Source organism: Chitinophagales bacterium (assembly GCA_040877935.1).
Classification (GTDB): Bacteria; Bacteroidota; Bacteroidia; order Chitinophagales; family CAIOSU01; genus JBBDNB01.
Genome location: JBBDNB010000011.1, coordinates 15,754 through 36,063 on the forward strand (window position 1 = coordinate 15,754; position 20,310 = coordinate 36,063).

Consider the following 20,310-nt stretch of genomic DNA (forward strand, 5'->3'; position numbering starts at 1 on the left):
AGGGTTAAACGGTTTAATCCTGCTTTTGCTTATACTATGAAGGATTTTTAACAGGAACAAAATATACTTCCCTTAAATTCCTGTGTTCCATAGCATTTTGCGGAAAATTTTTAACATTGGGCTGCAATAGCCGGTAATCTTTGTAATAAAATAAAGGAATGATAGCGGCATCGTCCAGCATTTGTTGTTCTGCTTTTAAATATAAAAGGTTGCGCTGGTCATCATCAACGGTTTGAAGTGCTTCTTCAAAAAGCGCATCAAATTTAGGGTTTTTATACCGCGTAGAATTCAGATAGCTTTTATCTTCCAGCTTTTCCGGAATATGCTTGCTGTAAAAAAGATTGAGGAAATTCTCTGGATCGGGATAATCGGCTATCCATCCTGCCCGCCAAAAATCCACTTTTCCGGTTTCTAAATTTTCAAGATGCTGGGCAAAAGGCAACTTAGTGATATTGATTTTGATATTTAATACTTCAGACAACATACTTTGTACTGCTTCAGCCACTTGCTCGTTGGTGCCACCCCCTGAATTGATTTGCAGGGTGATTTCCGGAAAGCCTGCTCCATTGGGATACCCTGCTTTTTCCATAAAGTTGCGGGCTTTATCAGGGTTGAATTCATAGCCTTTCAGGGCTTGTGCATCATAATTGGTCATTGCGGGGGGAACTATACCGTAATGTCCCGGGATGCCGGTTCCTTTTAAAGTATAGCGGCAAATTTTTTGGCGATCAACAGCATAATTGAATGCAATGCGCAGATTTTTATTCTCAAACAAATCGCTCCAGTGCTGGAAACCATAATACTGCACCGACATATTTGCCATTGATTGCAATTCAAAATTTTTGTATTCGGGTTTGAGTTTTTCATCAGGGCCAACCACTTCATTTACCATTTCCAGGGGCAGGCGATAGATCATATCCAAATTGCCCTGGCGCAATTCAAGCAATTCTGATTTACGCTCTTTAATATAAGAGAATCTGATTCCATCGAGATAGGGCAATTGGTTGCCAGCTTCGTCTTTTCCCCAGTAATTGGGGTTTTTGCTCAAAATAACGGTTTCATCTGTTTTCATGGCTTTCACATAAAAGGGCCCCGTGCCTACTGTTTTGGTACGCATATCCCTTCCGTATTTTTCTACTGCTTCTTCAGGAAATACAGCTGTAAAAGGCAATGCCAGCAGATTGAGAAAGGCTGCGAAGGGTTTTTCCAATGTGATTTTCAGTGTATAATCGTCCAATACTTCTACACCTGTTACGCCCTCTGGCAAAGGTGATCCATCAAGGGTAGAAAGGTAATAGTCTTTGCAACCCTGTACTTTGTCCTCAAACACCCAGTAGCCCTGGTTGTCATTTCCTGACGCACACAGCCGGGTGAAAACGTATTTAAAATCATGGGCAGTCACATTTCTGCCTTTTCCATCGGGAAAGCAGGGATCATCGTGGTAATAGACATCTTCTCTAAGGTGAAAAATAAATTCGGTAGCCTGACTATCTACCTCCCAACTTTTGGCAATAACAGGAACAATAGTAAGGTCGCCCTGATCAAGCCCTACCAGGCCTTCGTAAATTTGATTGGTAAGGCGATGGCCTCCAACTTCGGTTACATTGTGGGGATAAAGGCTGCGGAAGTATTCCACTTCATTCATGCGGAAAATGCCCCCATAATATTTATCACCTTTTGCTTTTTCAAGATCTCTTTCCTGAAGACCGCCATCTCCTGCCCCACAGGCAGCTAATAGCAATACAAAAAAGGTAAAATAAGAATACAAGTATTTGTTGAGCATAAATTATAATTTTAGATCAATATATACCGGGCAGTGATCAGAGTGCATAGCCTCTTGCATTATTCCGGCATCCTCTAAATTGTTTTCCAGATTTTCAGTAGTTGCAATGTAATCAATACGCCAGCCTTTATTTCTTTCGCGGGCACGGGCTCTGTAACTCCACCAGGAATAATTATCGGGGCTGGAATCAAATTTCCTGAAAGTATCTATCATCCCTGATTCAAAATACTGATCCATCCACTCCCGCTCCTCGGGCAAAAAACCAGAGCTGTCTTTATTGGAAACCGGATCGTGAATGTCTATGGGTTTATGGCAAATATTGTAATCTCCTGCAACAATGAGTTTTGGCCTTTCTTTTTTGAGCTTTTTGATAAAGCCGAGGTAGCAATCCAGGAATTCCATTTTAAAGTCCTGTCTGATATCCCCGCTGCTGCCCGAGGGAAAATAGGTGTTGACAATACTCAGCTCACCAAAATCAGCGCGGATAATACGGCCTTCACTGTCGTATTTTGGATTGCCGCAGCCCGTTTCAATATTGTCGGGAGCTTCCCTGGAAAATATGGCCACACCACTGTATCCTTTTTTCTCGGCACTTGTCCAGTAATGTTTGTAGCCCAGGTGTTCAAAATATTTCACATCCACTTGTTCAGGATGCGCTTTGGTTTCCTGGACACACAGTACATCGGGTTTTTCTTCATTTAGCCATTCTACAAGCCCCTTTCTCATTGCGGCTCTAATTCCATTGACATTATAAGATATGATTCGCATGCTTAGCTTTTTAAAGCTCCAAATTTAGCAAACTCGGAATGGAAAACCGCCTTGAGCAGAATATTATTGATTGGCGCAAAAATACCGGTGCTTTTCCCTGGAAGGTTCATAGTCGAGATCAATGGATTGCTTCAGGTCTTCACAACCAAAATCTCTTTTATTGGAAAGTATCAGCGCAATGCCCCTGTTGTGATAAGCCGCGCCATAATCGGGGTCTAGGTTAATGGCTTTGGTAAAATCATCAATAGCATTTTGGTAATTGCCAAAAAGTATGTGGACATTGCCCCGTTTATTATAAATTTCAGGATTTTGCTTTTCCAGCTTTATCGCTTCATTGAAATCATCAAGTGCACCATCATAATCTCCAAGCAAATTTTTGGCATAGCCTCTTTTGAAATAAGCCTTTGAGAAATTATTGTCCAGCTCAATAAATTTGGTAAGGTCATCAATGGCTTTGTTATAATCGCCACTTGTGTTTTTTACCATCGCACGTGTATAATATGCAGATTCAAAATCTTTGTTGAGATCAAGTGCTGTATTTAAATCTTCAAGCGAACCTTTGCTATCACCAAGCAGTTCTTTGGCCAATCCCCGGTTGAAGTAGGCAATGGAAAAATCTGGTTTAAGCTCAATAGCATTATCAAAAGCAGCAATGGCTTCTTCAGGTTTATCGAGTTCCATAAAAATCAAACCTTTTATATTGTAGGCCAATTCAAGGTCTTTCCCGCTTAATATCGCTATTTCAATATCAGAAAGAGCGGCTTCATAATCTTCGAGTTGTATTTGGGTAAGGGCACGCCCCATATAATAGGTAGAATCTTTAGGATTAGTGTCCATTAATTTATTGAAGTCGATCAATGCACCTTCAGCATCGTCATTATTCAACCTGGCCAGTGCTTTGTTGCAGATTACCTCACAGTTTTCGGGGTTCATTTTCAGCGCTTCTTTAAAATCACTCATGGCACCATCATAGTCCATATCCAGCAATTTTATTTTCGCCCGTGAATCGTAAAGGTATTCGGTATAGGGGTTCAGTGCTATGGCTTTGTCGTAATCCTTTAAAGCTTCAGTATTGCGTCCCATCCAGGCATAGAGCGAGGCGCGCTTCATGTACGCATCGGCATAATCGGGTTTGGCACTAATGGCCTCATTGTATTTTTGAAGCGCTTTTTGCTGGTCACCGGCAACTAAAAGATTGTCGCCCTCTGTAAGCAATTTACGCGCCTGTTGCAGATTGGTCTGCCCAAGACAATTCATACTGATGAACAGGAGCAATATAATGTGTAATATGTTTATTCCAGCGACTTTCATATACCCTATAAACATAGCAAATTTCAATATGGTTTAGAAATAGAAAAGTGAAAAATAATCACACCTCTTTTTGGCTGGTCGGTTTTACCCAAAACCTAAAATCTGAGCCGTCATAACAACCCGCTGGTGAGAATGGCGCGCTGGCATTGAGGGCAGCTTTCTTGTGCCATATTCAAACGAGCACAAAGCACAAACAAACATTTTTCTTATTTTTATTTTCATGAGGAGGCATCTACAAGATACAATCTTGAAAGCGATTCCCTCAAGTTTCAAACTTGAGGGATATGGGGGAATTAATAAAATATTGCAAATTATAGGCTTGTTGATTTTCTGTTGTTGTAATAACCCCCAGAAAAGCACTGAAACTGAATCTAATAAATTAACACCGTCCCAAAAGGATTACATACGTGGTGTAATTAAAAATGAAATTGACACGACCCATTATATTGATGAATCAGCGACAGCAAGGGAAATGTACAGTCAACTTTTCTTTGAGGTACCTGATCAAGTTTATGAATATATCAATAAAAATATCTCACCTGAGGCATGTGCCGAGTTTAAAGATAATTCAATGATTGTATTAATGTTAGAGGCTAAGGACACCTTAATTAAGGTAATGAATGGAGAATCATATTCTTTTAGTAAGAATGGAGAACAACTTGTATTTTATGATAAAAGTCCTAAAAAACTAATGAGCTTATTCAATCAGCTTGATGCCAGAAAAATTGATATCATTGATAATTATAAACACGAATACTATGAGTTTAGAATTGAAGTAGATAAGGTGTGCAACTGATTTAGCTCTCGCAAGTATAATCGTAGCCGTTTCCCTGCCATCCTCACAAAACGCTCTGCATCTTGGTCTGCCTGAGGAAGGAAGTTCCATTACTACCTCCACAAAGAATCCGGAATAAACCATACAGTGTATCGAACTGTGGGCTGCAAGGCTTTCAGAGCTAAATCCTGTCTTTCTAGAAAATATACAAAATCAATAAAGCGCAAAAAAGGAAACGAAATTTTTATTTGGAAGCAGGCTGTAATAATTCCACTTACAGTCCTTTATGTTTTCTTAGTTTCAAAGAAAAGCTTGAACTTTGCATTCTAAAATTTTCAAGCACATGGCAATTATAAGACCTTTTAAAGCAATAAGACCCAATACCAAATTTGCCGAACAAGTAGCTTCAAAACCCTATGATGTGCTCAGCACAGAAGAAGCACGAACAGAAGCCAAGGACAATGATTATTCTTTTTTGCGCATCATCAAACCGGAAATCAACTTTCCGGAGCAGTCCAAGTTTGATCAAAATGTGGTTTTTGCCAAAGCCAAAGATGTTTTTGATAACTTTTTGAAATCAGGCGTCTTTGAACAGGAAAACCAGGATTGTTTTTATCTCTACCGACTGATTATGGGAGATACCGAACAAAGCGGGCTGGTTTGCCTTTCATCGGTGGCAGATTACGAAAATGATATTATTAAAAAACACGAATTTACCCGCCCTGCAAAAGAGCAGGATCGCATTCAGCATGTTTTGCAAACCGGCATTCAATCCGGCCCTGTGTTCCTTACATATAAAGCAAACAAAAAAGTTAGTGAATTATCAGCACCTGTAAAAGAACAAGCGCCACTCTATGATTTTACGGCCGATGATGGGGTAATACACAGCATTTGGAAAATAGACAATGCTGAAATAGTAAATAAAATACGTGAAGCATTTGAAGCGGTTCCAGCTACATATATTGCTGATGGACATCACCGTGCTGCAGCTTCCGCCAAAGCAGGAATTGAATTGAGAAAAGAAAACAAAAACCACAATGGAGATGAACCTTATAATTATTTTCTTTCTGTATTGTTTCCATCCTCTGAGTTGAAAATTTTGGACTATAACAGAGTTGTGCAGGATTTAAATGGTTTATCTACAGAAGAGTTTTTGTCGAAACTGGCAGAATATTTCAGTGTAATAAAAATTGGCTCCTCCCCTTATAAGCCCTCTAAAGAAAAATCTTTTGGGCTATTTATAGACCGCAACTGGTATAAATTAAGTGCCAAAGAGGGAACCTATGAAGCAAATCATCCAGTACATTCGCTAGATCCCTATATTTTACAGGAAAATGTTTTCAGAAAATTACTCGGCATTGAAGATGTGCGTACCGATGACCGGGTTGATTTCGTTGGAGGTATTCGCGGACTTGGCGAATTGGAAAAAAGAGTAAATACCGGAGAGTGGAAAGCAGCTTTTGCCCTTTTCCCTGTAAGCATCGATCAATTGATGAAGGTAGCCGATAGTGGTAATGTTATGCCTCCTAAATCTACCTGGTTTGAGCCTAAATTGAGAAGTGGACTGTTAATTAACAAAATTAGATAATACTATGAAATTCGGAACCAAGACTATTCACGCTGGCATCAGCCCAGACCCCACTACGGGTGCTATTATGACACCTATTTACCAGACTTCTACCTATGTGCAACAGTCTCCAGGGAAGCACAAGGGCTATGAATATTCCAGAACCCAGAATCCTACGCGGTTTGCACTGGAAAACAACCTGGCGGCATTAGAAAATGGCAAAGAAGGCATGGTTTTCTCCAGCGGGCTGGCCGCCACCGATGCAATTGTAAAAATGTTCAACCCAGGAGATGAAATACTTTCCTGCAATGATCTTTATGGAGGCACTTACAGGGCTTTTGAAAAAGTTTTTAGAAAGTATGGGTTGGATTTTGTTTACGATTCTATGCAGGATACTAAAAAGCTCGAAAAACTGATCAGCTATAAAACAAAGCTCATTTGGCTGGAAACCCCTTCCAACCCAATGATGAGTGTTATAGATATTGAGGCGATTGCAAAAATTGCCAAAGCAAAAGGCGTATTGCTTTGTGTGGACAATACCTTTGCCTCACCCTATCTTCAAAATCCGCTCGATTTGGGAGCAGATATGGTCATTCACTCCGGCACAAAATATATAGGCGGACATTCCGATGTGGTTATCGGAGCAGTTGTAGTAAATGAAGCTACCATTATTGAACAATTGCGTTTTATTCAAAATGCAAGTGGTGCTGTTCCCGGTCCACAGGATGCTTTTCTTACACTGCGCGGCATAAAAACCCTGCACCTGAGAATGCAGCGGCATTGCGAAAATGCCATGAAAATTGCTCAGTTTCTTTCTGAACATCCAAAAGTCAGCAAAGTGAATTACCCGGGGCTGCCCGATCATCCCGGCCATGCAATAGCCAAAAAGCAAATGCGCGGTTTTGGAGGTATGTTGTCCTTTAGCCTGAAAATAAACACGCAGGAAGCAGCTTACGATTTTTTAACCCGCACCAAATTGTTTTCACTGGCAGAATCCCTCGGTGGAGTTGAGTCACTTGCAGGACATCCTGCTACTATGACCCACGCTGCCATTCCATTAGAAGAAAGGGAAAAAACAGGTGTGCTCGATTCATTGATTAGAATAAGCGTAGGAATAGAAGATGCTGATGATCTGTTGGAAGATATAGAACAGGCACTGGCTTAGGGCTTATTAACCCTTAGATTCATGCTTAGCCAAAAAGAACTCAAAACACTCTTAGACCAACAGGCAGCGCTTTTTGAACAACCCGGATTTATTATTTCCGACCCGATTTCGGTTCCGCGAAAATTCAGCAAATTACAGGATATAGAAATTGCCGGGCTTTTTGCAGCAGTTTTTGCCTGGGGACAGCGCAAGACGATAATCAGCAAGGCCAATGAGCTGATGCTACGAATGGACAACAGCCCCTATGAATTTGTGCTCCAACACGAAGAACAAGACCTGAAAAAATTGCTCGGGTTTAAACACCGTACTTTCAATGATACCGACTTGCTGTATTTTGTGCATTTTTTAAAACATTATTATGCCACACACAAATCGCTGGAGACAGCTTTTCTACCCGAAAAAAACGAACAGGATTTAGAAGAAGCCCTTTGCCGTTTTCGAAAGCGATTTTTTGCCCTGGAAGCTGCGCCCGAAAGAACAAAAAAGCACATTGCTTCTCCGCTGCGCAATTCTTCCTGCAAAAGGCTGAATATGTATTTGCGCTGGATGGTGCGCAAAAATGAAAGTGGCGTGGATTTCGGTTTGTGGAAAAGCATTAAAAGCAGTCAGCTATTTTGTCCCTTGGATGTACATGTGGAGCGGGTGGCATTGGAACTCGGATTATTGAAAAAAGCAGGCAGCAACTGGAAAGCAGTAAAGGAACTGACCAGTAAATTGCGGAAATTTGATCCTGAAGATCCGGTGAAATACGATTTTGCTTTATTTGGAATGGGAGTATTAACCAGAGTTCGATAATTATTTAAAAGCTCTGAGCAATAAATAATTTCCGAACTTAGGTTCTTAAAAAAACAGTAAATTGCATGTATGGAAAAAGTATTCCTGGAACAAAGCCATCAGCTGCTTCAAAACCATTTTGAGCTCGATAGCCTTGAAACGACAGAAAACAACAAAGAAGCCCTTTGGGAAATGGCTGTGGCTCAACTGAGCAGCGAAATAGCCCATTTGATCGACAATGATTTTGAGCGGCTCTTGTATATTCTGTACCGCATAGATGTGGATGAAAAAAAAGTGAGGGAAGCACTGGCAAAAAGTGAATTTGACAAAGGCCCGAAAATTATAGCAGAAATGATACTCCTGCGCCAGATGGAAAAAATTAAGACACGGGAAGCTTATAAAAAAGGTAAATTATAGCAGATGATTATAGATGACGTTGTATTTATCCTTGTTGTACTGATCGCATCAATATTGTGCCTGCTGATTTTCAGGGCACTCGGGATTTTAAAGAAAGAATCTTGTCCGAAATGTACAAATGTACTTATCCGTAAACACCGCAGTTTTAATGATAAAATGCTGATTGTAATGACCCTATACATCCTGCCCTTTAAACGCTACAAATGCCGCAAATGCGGTTGGGAAGGCCTACGATGGCAAGTAGAAAGAACTAAGCTCCCCAGACCTTGAGGTTGACAGAGGGACCTCCATCTATAAAAACAATGCTGTGGTAAACTTTTGGGGATTCCCCTTTTCAGGGGAATGATTAAAATGAGCTAAACCAACATCGCCAGCGGTTCTTCCAAATAAGCTTTTAGGGTTTGCTATAGTTTTGCGCCTGTTTATTTTTGAAAAATGGAAATTGCGCCCATTTTTCACGGTAAACAAAGCCCTGAGGAAGGATTAATTGTAGGTTACGCAGCAATTATATCGTGAAATATTTCAATGAAATTAGCAGCACCCCCTACACAGCCAGCAAAAAACCTAAACCAACATCGCCAGCAGTGACTGCCTGACAATCTCTATTTATGGAAATAGGATTTTTTAATCCAAAACCTCCCATTGCCCTGCTTTTGTAGAGCCTTTACGTCTAATTTTGTTTTCCTTTTTTAATTTATCCAAATGATATTCTACCCCTCTCCTCGATAAGCCAGTTTTTTCCTGCAATTCTTTTGCTGTAACTTTTGGGTTAGTCTTCATTGCATTTAGAATTATCTCCACAGTTTCTTCCACAGTTTCTTCCACAGTTTCTTCCACAGTTTTCTCCACAGTCCTGTGTAGAACCAAAGTGAATATCCCTTCAGTTTTGAATTGAGGTTCAGGAAGTTGGGCAGCTTTCATTAGATCCTTTATCCGGCCAATGCCAGAGCCTACCTGTTCTACCATGTGGATGCGAACAAACAACCCAAAGATCAGCGGATTGCGACTGTGACTTTTGCTTCCAAAATCGGCCAAAGAAATGGCACTGGTCAGTCCTCCGGGATTACTGATCTCAACCCGGTCTTTAAATAGCTCAATAGTGATTTTAGCACCTTTGTCGTAGTAATCACGGTGAGAGAGCGCATTGATTACAGCTTCTTTTAAAGCCGTTTCGGGTATTTCCCATATCTCCTTTCTCGGGCCACCACCTTCAATTTCGTACCGCACATTCAACTTCTCTTTTAACCATTGCATGGCTTTTTCATATTGCCGCATCAGTGGACCACCAAAGGGTTTGTCGTCTGAAATTTGCGTTTTGGTAGTTCCATCAAACGCAATACAGCGGATAAGCGCGGTTTCAATAAATTGCTCAGGTGCTGTCGCAAAGAACAAAACTCCACCATTTTTCATATTTCCATCAGGAAGCATAAGTTTCAGATTATGCATTATTTGCTCCTGACTTACTGTTTTTGAAAGTCCACTCAATGCCCGAAATTCCTCAAACCATTCTTGATCAATAGCTGAATTCGGTTCAAAATCTATACATGGAGCTTCATCAAAATAAATGCGATCTGACTGCTGAAAAAAGTCCCGCATTTGCTCCACAGTGGTCAGCTTTTGTGTATTTGGGCCTTGCCTCACATGGATGGCACCGGATAAAACATAAGGTTTTTGTGTGCCTGAATTTACTTCTATTGCCCAAACGGTCTTTCCTTCAATTTCCACAGCATACATTTCAGCGGCAATATGTGGGTTGATTTCATTGATGGAATTTTGAATGGCCGATCTCTTTTCATTATTGACCCGGGCTCCATGTATTTCATTATCATCACTTACACCAATTAACAAGACCCCTCCGGCAGCATTGGCAAAGGCGCAAATTTCTTCGCTGATTTCCTTTAGCTTAGTAGGAACACGGATTTTAAATTCCGCATTGTAGCCTTCCCCTGCCTGTACGATGCTTTGTATGTCCTCTGCTGTGAGCTTTTTGTCCATTTTTAGTCAGGCTATTTGTTAAAAATTTTCCAGTGAATTTTCATGGTTCAGGTATAGTTCATAAAAACTTTATCAAATTACGTGAGCTTAACTTGCGTTCGTTTGAAGTTCTGCATCGGGGACTGGCGAACGAGAAGGTGAATGACTAAAAGAATTCAACTTTCAGCACACTCTATCTCCACGATAATCAATGATATAAATCATTGAGGTCATAGTTTACTCAAACCAACATCGCCAGCGGTTCTTCCAAATAAGCTTTTAGTGTTTGCAGGAATTTAGCTCCTGTAGCGCCATCTACCAAGCGGTGGTCGCAGCTCAATGTGATTTTCATAATATTTTCGGATGCCAATTCCCCGTCTTTCAAAACAGGCACTTCCTTGATTTTGCCCACTGCAAGGATACAGGCATCGGGCGGATTGATAATGGCCGTAAACTCATCAATATCAAACATGCCCAGATTAGAAATGGTAAAAGTATTGCCCTGCATTTCCTCAGTTTGCAGTTTTTTGTTTTTGGCTTTTTCAGCTAGCTTGCGCGTTTCCTGTGCGATGTGCGACAAAGATTTAGCATCGGTATATCTGAGAACAGGAACCAACAAACCCTCTTCTACGGCCACGGCCACACCAATATTCACATGGTGATTGATGCGGATTTTATCGCCCAGCCAGGAGGAATTCACCTGCGGATGTTTCTTCAAAGCATGTGCTGTGGCTTTTACTATAATGTCATTGAAGGAGATTTTCAGCGGAGCAACTTCATTGAGTTTTTTGCGCGCCTCCATAGCCCTGTCCATTTTCACTTCCATAGTGAGGTAAAAATGCGGGGCATTGAATTTGCTCTCTGCCAGTCTTTTGGCAATGGTTTTGCGCATTTGCGAAAGCGAAACATCTTCGTAACTTTCTTCCTGAACGACTTTTGGCAGCTCTATTTTTCCGGTTTCTTCAGCACCGCCTTTTTCTAGGTATTCTTCCACATCTTTTTTCACGATTCGCCCATCGTCACCGCTGCCTTTTATTTTGCTGATAGAAATGTTTTTTTCAGCGGCAATGCGCCTGGCCAATGGTGAAGCTTTGATTCTTCCTTCACTGCTTTCTACATCTGCCAGTTCAGGAGATTGTTTTGAGTCTTCTTTTTCTTCTGATTTCTTTTCTTTGTCAGCGGATTTGCTTTCTGCTTGTTTTGAAGCACCTGTGGGAATTTCTACTGCTTCATCCTCCTCCTCTTCAGATGCCTTTTCTTCGGCCTTCTCAGAAGATTTTTCTTTTTCCTTTTTCTCTTCTTCTTTTAAAATGGCATCTACATCTTCATCCTTATCTCCAAGGATCACCAGTATGGCATTGATGTCAATTGATTCTCCTTCTTTTGCACCAATATAGAGCAGTGTGCCTTCTCCAGGACTTTCAAAATCCATAGTGGCCTTATCGGTTTCTATTTCAGCCAACAAATCCCCGTTGGAAACTTTATCTCCTTTTTTCTTATGCCATGCAGCGATCACGCCTTCTTCCATAGTGTCGCTCATGCGCGGCATTCTTATAACTTCAGCCATTTTTCCTATTCTTTAGTAATTGAAAATTTCTTCCAATGTTAACTCTTTAAAAGTGCCAATGTTTTTGAGTACTTCCAAATCCATATCTTCCTTTTTGCCAATTACCAGGAAAGTATGTTTTTTGCCGGCAATTTCTTCCTGAAACTTTTCTTCCATTTTATCAATATTCCAGGAGGGTATTTCCTCGTAAAGTTTTTTATTGATGTCATAATCGATGCCGAGGTCGAGCAAGCGCTGGTAGGACCAAAATATTTCATCGCCTACGGTACGCTCACTTTCAATGTTTTTCATAGCAGATTCCTTAGCTGCTTTAAATTGCTTTTCAGCTTTGGGCATAGTGTTTAACAATTTGAGCATTTCGCTGCTTGCTTCTTGCAGTTTATCGGATTGTGTGCCAATATATGCAATGGAAAGGAAAGGCTCATCTGCTTTGCGCGGAGTACTTTGATAGGCATAAGCTGCATAGGCCAATGCTTTTGATTCCCTAATTTCCTGAAAAACAATAGAGGACAATCCGGCACCAAAATATTCATTGAAAAGCTTGTTGAAAGTCATCAGATCGGGAGTGAACTCCTGCCCTGTTGCTAAAATAATCATCTCGGTCTGTACCATATCGTAATCTACAAAATAGACTTCGTCTTTGCTTTGTCTCTGGACTTCAAATTTTAATGGTTCAGGATAAGCTTTTAATTCTGCAGGCACTTTGTGCAATTTATCAAGTACTTTTTTCACGGCAGATTTTTCTTCCGGTCCATAATAAAAGACTTTATGCTGGTAGGATGTCAGTGCATTGATCTTTTGAATTAGGGCATTTGGATCAATTGATTTCAATTTATCTTCCGACAAAATATTTGTGAATGGGTTTTCCTCACCATATTTGGCAAAATTGAACAAGCCCTGGCGCAGGATCACACCCTTTTGGAGTTTTTGATCTGCGCGATCCTTTAAAATTCCTTTTACCATTTCTGTATAAGCAGCTTCTTCAGGTTGAACTGATGCGAGCAAATGTTCAAAAAGTTCTACGCCTTTTTCAAAACTTTCCTGCAAACCACTCAACTTCACATAGGTTCTGTATCTGCCGGTATTTACACTGAAATCAAGCCCCAACTTGAAAAATTCTTTCTGTAAATCTTCGGGACTGTATTTTTCAGTACCAAGATAGGGCAGGTAGGAAACAGCCAGCGCCATTTCTTTATCGTGATCTTCGCCCATATCAAGAATATAATAGAGGTTGAACAATTCATTTTCCTCATTTTTGGTGTAATAGAAAGGAATATCTGATGCAAGGTTATCCTCTTTGATCTCTGATTCATAATCGATGAATTGAGGTTCAAGTCGTGGGGTTTCTTTGGCCTCAAATGCCTTGAAAAAATCGGATTGCCCCTCGCGGTCAATTTCTATAGAAGTAATCTGCGGTTTATCTACTTTATGCACTGTAGTGTCTTCTCCCAGGCGTTTGTATGACACCACATAATTGTTGCCATAATGCTTATTGGCAAATTCCACCACATCTTCTTTGGTGATCTTTTCCATCACCTCGTATTGCTTTACAATATCTTCCCAGGGCCGCTCTACAACAAAGGAATTGACAAATTTTGAAACCCTTGCATTGTTGTTTTCATAGCTTTTAATGTCTTGAAGCTTAAAATCTCTAACTACCGCCTGAACCAGCCAATCGTCAAAATTGCCCTGTTTTATTGAATCAAGTTGTGCCAGCAATAAGTCTTTTACTTCTTCCAAATCCTGTCCCTGCCGGGGCATTCCAAAGAGCATATGCGATGAAAAATCGTGCATCATGCTTTCGTAAGAAGCCGCTTTTAGTACTTTTTGTTTTTGCAATAAATCCAAATCTACTAAGCCAGCACTTCCGTTCATCAGAATTCCTGAAACCAGGCGCATCATCATGGCTTCTCGGCTACCCGCTTTGTCAAATCGAAATCCGATGTAAAGGTGTTCGGGCTGACTTCCCAGGGCGGTTTTTACTACCGGCTTTGTGATTTCTGGTTGTGCTTTTAGTTCAAATTCAGGGATTTCATTGGCTTCCCACGAGCCAAAATGTTTATCGATCAATTTAATGGTTTCATCAAAATCAAGATCACCGGCCAGGCAAATAGCTGTATTATTGGGTTGATAATAAGTGTTGAAATAATTATGAATATTAACTAAAGAAGGGTTTTTCAAATGCTCGCCTTCTCCAATTGTGGTTTGTGTGCCATATGGGTGCTGTGGATAAAGTCCTTCATTTAAATTTTTAAAAGATTTGCGAAAATCACTGTCCTGTGAGCGGTTGAATTCTTCATAAACCGTTTCCAGCTCGGTGTGGAATAGTCGCAACACCAGGGTGCTGAAACGCTCTGCTTCAAGTTCCAGCCATTTTTCCAGCTCATTGGCAGGGATATTATTGACATAAACTGTTTGATCTACCCAGGTATAAGCATTGGTGCCACTTCCGCCAATGGAAGAAATCATTTTATCGTATTCATTGGGTGCAGCATATTTAGAAGCTTGATAAGACACACTGTCAATTTTAGCATAAAGTGCTTTCTTTTTTTCAGGATCTTTTTCTTTGCGATGCAATTCATACAATGCAGAAATACTGTCTAAAAGTGGTTTCTCTTTTTCCCAGTTGATGGTGCCAAATTCATCTGTGCCCTTAAAAAGCATATGCTCTAAATAATGTGCTAGCCCTGTAGTTTCAGGCGGGTCATTTTTAGAGCCGGTCCTTACTGCAATATTGGTTTGTATTTTAGGTTCTTTTTTATTGACAGAAAGATAGACCTTCAGGCCATTGTCCAGTGTATAAATACGGGTATCAAGCGGGTCGCCTTCTACGGATTCATAAGGGTATTCAGGAGCATCAGCACTTTTTTCACTACTGCAGGCTGCAAGTAAAAAAAGACAGCTTAAAAACAGGGGGATCAGGTTTTTTTTCATGGGTTTAGTCTTTTAAATAAAGTTGTAATTTTTCTTTTAATAGTTGGAGGTCGGGGTTTTTTTCCTGCAGAAATTCCCATTTGTCTTTTGAAGTAAAAACTTTTTTAGGGGCATTGTTTTCAACGGATTTTTCTACTATTGATTTTACCGGTACTTTAGAACCAAGATATTTAAAAAATTTGGTCAGCACTTCCTCACTTCGCGACAAAAACAGTTCTTTACTTCCCTGAGTGTCAAAAATCAGGAAAACTTCTTTTTCAGCAAGGCGTACTTCAGAATGCTCTAATATCGGAAAAAATACGCTGTCATTTTTTTTGAAATCTGCACGGAGAGCTTCCCAGGCTTCTTTGAGTTGTGTTTCATCTATTTCAGGATCAAGAACAGAATTTTCTTCCGCTTCTTCTTTTTGCTTAGCTTCTTCTGAAGTATCAAAATCGCGATTTTTTAGGCGGGAGAGGTTTATCCCTGTATTAAGGCCATTGGGTTTGGTAGAAACAGTATTGCCCGAAAGCTTTTTATCTGTGGTTTTTGGCGCTTTTTTTTCACTATTCTTTTCTGTGTTTTCCGAAGTTTTTTCTTGTGCCTCAGCCGACTCCTTTTTGATTGAAATTTCTGTTTTAGGATTTTCCTTTTCCAGCGGAACTTCTGGCTCTGCTACTTTTGGAACTTCTTTACTTGTCTGTGTATGATTATTTTCTGTTTTGCTTTTCTGCTCAGGCTTCAGCGGTTTTTTTTTTAGCGCTTCGGGATTTAATATTCCGGGCAAATGGGCAATTTTCATCAGAGCGAGCTCTACTTGCAAGCGTTTGTTTCTGGCAGCTCGGTATTTGATTTGGCAATCATTGGCCAGGTCGAGTGCATTGAGCAAAAATGCATTGGGAATCAATTGCGCCTGTTGTTGATAGCGCAAGCTTAAATCCTTGCCGGCTTCAAGCAAATCTTTGGTTTTAGCCTCTTTAGTGACCATCAGGTTGCGGAAATGTTCGCTGAGTCCAGAGATAAATTCTTCCCCGTCAAAACCAAGCCCCAGGACTTCATCAAAGAGCAAAAGTGCTTCGGGTAGATCTTGTGCCATCAGCAAATCTGTAACTCTGAAGTAGTATTCATGATCGAGAATATTCAGATTGGTGATAACGGATTCAAAACTGATGCGTTGTTCGCTGCGATCTACCAAACGGTCGAACATGGAAAGCGCATCTCTCAATGCACCATCGGCCTTTTGGGCAATCATGTTCAGGGCATTTTCTTCAAATTCAATGCCCTCCTGCTTGCAAATATTCGCAAGGTGCGCCACAATGTCTTTAACAGAAATACGCTTAAAATCATAAATCTGGCAGCGAGACAAGATCGTGGGTAAAATTTTGTGTTTTTCAGTTGTGGCCAATATAAAAATGGCATAAGTAGGCGGCTCTTCAAGGGTTTTCAAAAAAGCATTGAAAGCCGATTGTGAAAGCATATGTACCTCATCAATGATATAGACTTTATAATCACCAATCTGAGGGGGAATACGCACCTGGTCAATCAGCATTTTTATGTCGTCCACCGAATTGTTGGAAGCGGCATCGAGCTCGAATATATTGATGGAATAATCGCGCTCATCACTTTCAGATTGCTTGTTAATGATTTTTGCCAATATGCGTGCACAGGTTGTTTTACCTACACCGCGCGGACCGCAAAACAAAAAAGAATGCCCGAGATGTTGGCTGTTTACAGCCTTTTGCAGCGTTTGAGTAACACCGGACTGCCCTACTACCTCGTCAAAATCCGAGGGGCGGTATTTCCGTGCTGATACTACAAATTTTTCCATTAATTAAATGCTTTGACTTTTTGCGGATTGAACAAATTTAAAGATTAGAATTGGCAATGAGAAGGATTGATAGAAAGCAAATTGCCAATTCTGCCTTTCTTTCAGATAATAAGCTTTTGTTAAAAACCCAGCAGAGCTGTCGTCTTTCCAAAAAGATATCAGCTCTTAGGTTAGGCTGAAACCCTCTCAGGATAAGTGGTCGGACGACTCAAAGTCGTCTGACCACTACACTTCAATGGAAATTCAGACTGTTAGGACAGGACAGCAAGTCTTAGAATAACCCTTTGCCTTTTCTCAGCAAAGCTGTCTACTGGTCGCCTGCCAGGCTCCAATGGGTCATGACCCATTGGAAAATGCAGAACGAAAGCACCCAGCAGAGAGCTGACATCTTTCCAAAAGATGTCATCTCTTAGGTTAGGCGCAAACCCTCTCAGGGCTTGTGGTCGCACGACCACTAAGCCGCCCATCATTTCAAAAATCTACTTTTCCACCATTCATTAAGTCGGGATTGGAAATTATATAGAGGGCGTATTTGGCTAAAGAATAGGGCGATTTAGTGTTTAATTTTTTGATGATGGTCCTTTTGTGTGCACGTACTGTATGTACGCTAATATGCATGTTTTCCGAAATTTCTTGAACCGATTTTTCGTTGCAGTACATTACTAAAACTTCTTTCTCGCGCGGGCTTAATTGATTGATTCTAATTAATTTTTTTTCCGTTAATTCAAAGTTATTGTTCTCGTGTTCTGTATTCTGTTTAAATTCATGATCAAAATATTCCCGAACATCCACTACTATTGAAACGGTTATATACCCTTTGGAATCATTGCCTTCATCTATCAGTTTAGATATTAAATAGACATCTCTCCACATACCATCATGGCGTTTTACCTTGCAGTTGAGCTTTATTATTTTATGCTTGTCTTCTGATAAAAAATGTTGCACACCTGTATAAACCATTCCCATATTTTCCTTGGCCAACACTTTCAATACCAGGCCAAAATTTGCCTTTTTGTAATCCATATCCGGATAGCCTATATATTCGCATGCTTGCGGACAAAAATAATAGATACTCAGCTTTAGTGGATTTACCACTGCCACATAATAGGGTTTATCATGGTTAAATAAGGCATCTAATTTGGCCCTGCCGGTAGCGGTATTCAATTCCTCAGTGGGCACCTTTTCATTAATGGATTCTAGTATTTCCTGAAGTGTTATTTCTAATTTATGATCAAACATTAAAATATTTTAGCCGGAATATCTTTATGAGAAAATGCTGGGGTTTATGGAAATAAACTATCCAATAAGACAAAACATCAAATATAAATGTCATTAATAGTCATTTATGACTATTAATGATACGTTTTTTTATTTAAATAACAAAAAGATAGTCAAAAATGGCTATTGCGAGAAGGAGGGTTTATTGATATGTTTGTCCTGAAACAAATTCAATATTCTTTTTGAATGTTAGATAATGGCTGAGCTTATGAGATGTTTTTTCATTGTTATTGATATGTCTCAGAAAAGCTGACCACTGGTCGCCAGCCCAAACTCCAATGGGTCACGACCCATTGGAAAATGCAGAACGAAAGCCCAGACAGAGCTGACATCTTTCCAAAAAGATGTCAGCTCTTAGGTTAGGCGTAAATGCTGACAGGTTTCAATTTCAAAGAAGGCTGAAGTTATGAAACACAACTGTCAGACGGTTACTGCATATAACCGCTCACAGCATCAGGCAGACCCAAACCAATCAACCACGCAGTAACTTCAATGGGGTAAAAAACCGTCAGACAGTTATAGCAAAGTTATGGCACAGCAGAGATGATATCTTCCAAAAAAGTGGACGACTCAAAGTTGTCTGAACACTACAAATGAAAATTGCTTTCCTCACTCCATTTCGAATAGCCAGGCAAATTTGCCCAAACCTACCGAAGTTTTTACGCCCAGTTTTTTTATAATATTCTGTCGATAAGTTTTAACAGTATTGGCACTGATGTCCAGTAATTCACCTATTTTTTCACTTGTGCATTCCTCTACTATCATTTTAAGGATTACTTTTTCACGCTTGGTCAGGGTATTGAACTTATCTAAATGGGCATCTATTTGTGAGTGTTTCTTTTTCAACATCCTAAAGGCCCTGTCTTCCTCAAATAAAGAATTGATATCCTTTACAAAACTGAGGATATATTTGGCACCTTGGACAGACTTATTTTCATCGTGCAACTGAATCGCGTATGATATCACAAATATCCAACGGTTTTCTCCGCTATCCGGCAATTTGATTTTCCAGGACATTCGCAATGGCTCTTTTGGATTGAGCGCAAAGTGTTCTAGTCCATAATATATAGAGGCGAGATTGTCTTTGTGTATAAAAAGATTGATAAATTTAAAGCCCATGGTCCGGGCTTTCTTATTGTCTATACCGCAGTAATCAATAGACAATTGGTTCATATACTCCACTTCAGCAGATGGTAGTTTGTTAATGATTGTCATGTAGGGCTGCGACTCGGTTTTAAGGCAAACTTCCTTTAAGTTCTTTGTGCTGTTCAGGTTGAGTGATTTAATTTCCTTAATAAAACGCTCTATTACCTCTAGTCCCTTAAAATCCATTGGTTTATGTATTTATTTGTTTTACGACTTATGGTCTTTTTGACTACAAAAACTTAAACTAGTGTAAAAAACTAGTACAATAGTACTACTTTTTCCTTAAAATAAATATTCAAACTGCTTTGCTTCTGATTATTAAACCTTACTTGATTTAAAAAATGCTAGAGTCAAACACCATTTTAACATTTTGGTTTAAACTGCTATAAGATTATCTAGGCGCAAACACTGTCAGGTTCCAATTTCAAAGAAGGCTTAGGTTATGAAACACAACTGTCAGACGGTTACTGCATTTAGCCGCCTATACTATCGGGCAGACCCAAACCAATCAACCATACAAGAACTTCAATGGGGTAAAAACCGTCAGACAGTTATGGGGATTGGGCTACGTTCAGTGGTTGGATGCCAGTGGTCGGACGACTTCAAGTCGTCTGACCACTTTCTAGTCAATTCTCTAGTCAACTAACAAACCAAAACTAAGTTTTTTTGCCAAAAATGAAGATTTCCACCTAGGTGATTTACGCCTATTTCACTGTTTTTCCTAAAGAGCATTTGGAGTAAAAATACTGCTCTTGATACTCCGTAACCCTTTTAAATAAAAGGTTTGTGCTGTACGGCCCCTAATATTTGCCCCATTTTCGAAAATGGGAAACACTGCAAATTTTTACTTTTTTGAAATTTTATTTTCATAATATTTTCCGTATGCCCTAAAAATGATTTTATGTGCTGGAAATCAATATTATAATGATTTTTTAAGTGCGGAAATAATTAGCTAAACACCCCATTAAGAGTTAATGAATAAAATAATAACTAGTGTTATGTTAATCTTAAGTTGACGGATAAAGTCGTCTTAGCTTTACCCTG

15 protein-coding genes are annotated in these 20,310 nt (G+C 39.9%); 6 read left to right on the forward strand and 9 right to left on the reverse strand.

What is annotated here, in order from left to right; genetic code table 11:
* Positions 1-34 precede the first annotated feature (34 nt).
* The 3 genes from WD048_02615 to WD048_02625 all read right to left on the reverse strand — a co-directional run bounded on the left by WD048_02615 (position 35) and on the right by WD048_02625 (position 3,862).
* Positions 35-1,783: an ABC transporter substrate-binding protein gene (locus tag WD048_02615; GenBank protein MEX0811081.1), complete on the reverse strand. Its 1,749-nt coding sequence runs from the start codon at positions 1,781-1,783 to the stop codon at positions 35-37.
* 3 nt (positions 1,784-1,786) lie between these two features.
* Complete coding sequence (locus tag WD048_02620; GenBank protein MEX0811082.1) at positions 1,787-2,551, reverse strand: exodeoxyribonuclease III; 765 nt, start codon at positions 2,549-2,551, stop codon at positions 1,787-1,789.
* A 63-nt stretch (positions 2,552-2,614) separates the two neighbouring features.
* The gene (locus tag WD048_02625; protein ID MEX0811083.1) at positions 2,615-3,862 is read right to left on the reverse strand and encodes a tetratricopeptide repeat protein; all 1,248 of its coding nucleotides are present in this window, start codon (positions 3,860-3,862) and stop codon (positions 2,615-2,617) included.
* 247 nt (positions 3,863-4,109) lie between these two features.
* Here WD048_02625 and WD048_02630 point away from each other — a divergent pair, with 247 nt between their 5' ends.
* The 6 genes from WD048_02630 (at position 4,110) to WD048_02655 (ending at position 8,830) form a co-directional block, all read left to right on the forward strand.
* Complete coding sequence (locus tag WD048_02630) at positions 4,110-4,658, forward strand: hypothetical protein (GenBank protein MEX0811084.1); 549 nt, start codon at positions 4,110-4,112, stop codon at positions 4,656-4,658.
* 322 nt (positions 4,659-4,980) lie between these two features.
* The gene (locus WD048_02635) at positions 4,981-6,225 is read left to right on the forward strand and encodes a DUF1015 family protein (protein ID MEX0811085.1); all 1,245 of its coding nucleotides are present in this window, start codon (positions 4,981-4,983) and stop codon (positions 6,223-6,225) included.
* Positions 6,226-6,229: 4 nt separating this feature from the next.
* On the forward strand, positions 6,230-7,369 hold the full coding sequence (locus tag WD048_02640; protein ID MEX0811086.1) for a cystathionine gamma-synthase: 1,140 nt from the start codon (positions 6,230-6,232) through the stop codon (positions 7,367-7,369).
* Between the two features lie 21 nt (positions 7,370-7,390).
* Entirely contained in the window at positions 7,391-8,164 is a 774-nt protein-coding gene (locus WD048_02645) for a TIGR02757 family protein (protein ID MEX0811087.1), read from the forward strand.
* A 69-nt stretch (positions 8,165-8,233) separates the two neighbouring features.
* On the forward strand, positions 8,234-8,560 hold the full coding sequence (locus WD048_02650) for a hypothetical protein (GenBank protein MEX0811088.1): 327 nt from the start codon (positions 8,234-8,236) through the stop codon (positions 8,558-8,560).
* 3 nt (positions 8,561-8,563) lie between these two features.
* Positions 8,564-8,830, forward strand: a complete 267-nt coding sequence (locus tag WD048_02655; GenBank protein MEX0811089.1) for a hypothetical protein — start codon at positions 8,564-8,566, stop codon at positions 8,828-8,830.
* Positions 8,831-9,184: 354 nt separating this feature from the next.
* Here WD048_02655 and WD048_02660 read toward each other — a convergent pair whose 3' ends face one another.
* The 6 genes from WD048_02660 to WD048_02685 form a co-directional block, all read right to left on the reverse strand.
* Positions 9,185-10,555 carry a helix-turn-helix domain-containing protein gene (locus WD048_02660; protein MEX0811090.1) on the reverse strand — a complete coding sequence of 457 codons (1,371 nt, stop codon included), beginning with the start codon at positions 10,553-10,555 and terminating at the stop codon, positions 9,185-9,187.
* A gap of 220 nt (positions 10,556-10,775) precedes the next feature.
* Positions 10,776-12,101, reverse strand: a complete 1,326-nt coding sequence (locus WD048_02665; protein ID MEX0811091.1) for a pyruvate dehydrogenase complex dihydrolipoamide acetyltransferase — start codon at positions 12,099-12,101, stop codon at positions 10,776-10,778.
* Between the two features lie 12 nt (positions 12,102-12,113).
* Entirely contained in the window at positions 12,114-15,035 is a 2,922-nt protein-coding gene (locus WD048_02670; GenBank protein ID MEX0811092.1) for an insulinase family protein, read from the reverse strand.
* Between the two features lie 4 nt (positions 15,036-15,039).
* Positions 15,040-16,842: a DNA polymerase III subunit gamma/tau gene (gene dnaX, locus WD048_02675; protein ID MEX0811093.1), complete on the reverse strand. Its 1,803-nt coding sequence runs from the start codon at positions 16,840-16,842 to the stop codon at positions 15,040-15,042.
* Between the two features lie 471 nt (positions 16,843-17,313).
* Complete coding sequence (locus WD048_02680; GenBank protein MEX0811094.1) at positions 17,314-18,081, reverse strand: helix-turn-helix transcriptional regulator; 768 nt, start codon at positions 18,079-18,081, stop codon at positions 17,314-17,316.
* A gap of 648 nt (positions 18,082-18,729) precedes the next feature.
* Positions 18,730-19,452: a LuxR C-terminal-related transcriptional regulator gene (locus WD048_02685; GenBank protein MEX0811095.1), complete on the reverse strand. Its 723-nt coding sequence runs from the start codon at positions 19,450-19,452 to the stop codon at positions 18,730-18,732.
* Positions 19,453-20,310: the final 858 nt, after the last annotated feature.